Raw genomic sequence first — 3,043 nt, 5'->3', positions numbered from 1 at the left:
GGCGGTTCGTGTTTTTATTTTAGAATCCATACTTGTCTTTTCGAAGCTTAAATGCTTTTTCTCCACCTTCCATTACTGATGTGATTTCATTTCTAACTAACTTTTTGTCAATTGCTCCTTCTTCTTTAATAATTCCTCTAGTTTGACTAGTAGAATCTTTATAGTCGCAACAAATCACAAGCTCTGCATCGCCGTTTACAACAAGGTTTGCATTGTGGCTAGTAAAAATTAGTTGTCTTTTTTTCTTTGCATCCCAAATGTTTCTAATTATTTGATCGATTGCTCTATTGTCAATATCATCCTCGGGTTGGTCTATCAGAAGAGGGATTCCGGGTTGATTTAGAAGAACAGTAAGCAGTGCAGTCGCCTGCTGACCTGCAGAGGCTTCTCTAAATGGAATGACATCTCCTAGTTGATTATTGGTTGTGTAAAAGAATTCAGGATTAAATTCCAATTCACTAGCAGAAAGTCTTAGCCAATCATCAGTAGTTAACTTGTTACAGAGTTTTGCTTTGTGTTCCTCACTATACCCACAGCTACTTAATTTTGGTGTTTCAGGAATTGCCAATGTTTTATCTTCGGAAACCTTTAGTTCAGCTAACAATCTAAACTCTTCAAGAATATCTGTGTATTCTCCAACTGGGTCAACTGATTCCTTAATGCTATCAATAATGGCATCTATTCTTTCTTCTCTTATTCGTGTTCCTTCAAAAATGCTTTTGAGCTGGTTCTTAAATGGCAAAATATTTATACTTTTTGTAACCTCTGCTTTTATAAGGTTTTTAGAAAGTTCCGTGAATTTTAAGGCTTGTTCATTTAAAAGTGAAACCTTTTCCTTATGATATTTAAGCCAATTAAGCCTTTGAGTCTCAAATTCTTCTTCTGGTGTACCAATCTCTTTTATTAGTAGGGTTCTATCAGAGATTATTTTACTAATCTCACTAATTCTTTTCTCAATATTTTGAATCTCTAATAATTGCTGTTGGCTTGATTGAGAGTTGTTCTTGGCTTGTTCATATGCAACTTCAAAAGCCACTTTCTTCTCAGACCATTCTTGAATTTTGTTATTGAGATTAGCTAATTTTTCAGGACTAAAAATTTCTTTAAATGTTTGAACAGTTGCTTTTATCTCAGAAAATTTAGAGGCTACTTCATTGGATATTTCTTGAATCAAAGTCTTATTTTCCAAGTCATTTATACTTCCTAGAGGCTCAGGATAAGTTTCCAAAAGTTTTATAAATTCATCCGCTTTGTTTTCAAAAATCTGTAATTCGTTTTTTGAATTAGAGATTTTTGTATCCTCTACTTCATATTTTGATTTTTTATTAATTGTTTGCTGATCCGCTTCGGAAACACCTCTAAGTGATTTTCTGATATTGTCAGCTTGACTATTTAAAGAATTTGATTCAAGATTAAAATTATCAATTTCCTGCTGAATCTCTTTCTTTCTTATTAATTGATTGTAAGAATTCTTAAGTTTTGTTCCCGTCTCACTCAATTGAAATTTAATAGTTCCCAAACTATTGGTAATAGGTTGCTCAATGAACCGCTTTAATTCTTCTGTTTTTACACCAACATCACTTAATTGCTTTTGACTGTAGGATTGAATAGGTAATACTTTTCTAACATCATCCTCTTTGACTTGTTGAAATTCCCCATTACCAATTTTCAATAATATTTCTCTTGTTTGTGAGTTCCGTTTTACTATATGCAATATTCCATTTTTCACCATAGTTATACGGACTTCTCCACCAACGTCAGAGAGTGTTTTTTGTATAAGAGCTTTTCTCCTTTTTTCTATAATACTTAATTCATCAAAATCAGAGTTTTGAATAGTTTGGTCACACAATCCCCATCTTAAATACTCAAGAATTGTAGATTTACCTGTTCCTCTTCCGCCAATAAGTGCATTGTATTGTCTGTTTAAGTTGATATTGAAAGTTCCTAAGAATTTCGAAGTAGTTACATCTATAGATTGAATGAAAATTTGAGGTAATTCAGGCTCTTCTTGAGAAATTCTGGACTCTTTGGCCAAACATGCTTGACGGATTGCTTCTGCGGTTGGCTCTACCCATTTTATCCAAGTCGAGTATTTTCCAAATTCACGACCGTCTTCAAATCTATTATCAGATGTTGAAATAAGTGCAACTGGTTTGTTTCCATAATTTACATCTCCACCATTAATTTTGTTTTGATATCCTGAGTCATTCGAAATCGCTTTATCAACATATCCTCCAACACATGGCATTTTTCTATAGTGTTCATGAAAGCCCTGTCTTAATATTGAATGCTGACTACCATTGCCTACGTTTGGAAGCAATACATACTTCCCTTTACAATATGTTAGTTCGTCAAGCTTCTTATGAAGGTGAACCAAATCATGTATTATGTCTTGAGAGATTCTTTGAGTTTCAACTGTAAATTTCTCGAATTCATTAGTCGGATTAATTCCTAAAAAGTTTAATACTGAATCAAGATTGGCATCACTAAAATCTGAGTCAAAAACAATTATACATTGACTAGCTGGGTTGGATAGTGATAGTTCAATTCCTGGAAATATTTTAATCACTTGATCGTACTGAGACGCATCAATAAAGGCTTGATTAGCTTCTTCTGCAACCTTTCTAATTAGTTTGACCGATACAACATCATGATGGTCTGTGATTGCAACGGCATTTAGACCTGCACTTCGAATTTTTTCTAGATACTCTTTACTGAATTGGATTCTATCAGATGTGATTTGTTCTTTTTGCTCTGTCGTTAAAGACTCTAAATCTTCTGGTTTAACTCCAAATTTATTTCCTGTCCAACCTCTATCTCTCGGTGTATGAACTTGAAAATCGCATCTAAAAAAGTGTGCTCCTTTATCCATTTATTTTTTTTTCAATGTTATGTTCTTGCCGTTCGTTTTTTACATGACCGCCAACGTTTTTGTGTATGATTAGTGGCGTGTTCAAGCACCTAATTTAGCAAATATAAACGGAATAGAAAATCCTCGAGGGTTTTCGTAAGCAAGCTAAAACCAGCCATTAATTATACACGG

General features: G+C 33.6%; 1 protein-coding gene. It reads right to left on the bottom strand.

Annotation, left to right across the window (positions count from 1 at the left end):
* Positions 1–19: 19 nt before the first annotated feature.
* Positions 20–2,872: a TrlF family AAA-like ATPase gene (locus CXF67_RS09050; RefSeq protein ID WP_102088464.1), complete on the bottom strand. Its 2,853-nt coding sequence runs from the start codon at positions 2,870–2,872 to the stop codon at positions 20–22.
* Between the last annotated feature and the right edge of the window lie 171 nt (positions 2,873–3,043).

Source organism: Psychroflexus sp. MES1-P1E (assembly GCF_002836055.1).
Lineage (GTDB): Bacteria > Bacteroidota > Bacteroidia > Flavobacteriales > Flavobacteriaceae > Psychroflexus.
This window is presented reverse-complemented; position numbering and strand designations above follow the sequence as displayed.

Bases quoted from the DNA above. Each gene is read 5' to 3' on its own strand.
- CXF67_RS09050 (WP_102088464.1), bottom strand. From the start codon at position 2,872: ATGGATAAAGGAGCACACTTTTTTAGATGCGATTTTCAAGTTCATACA.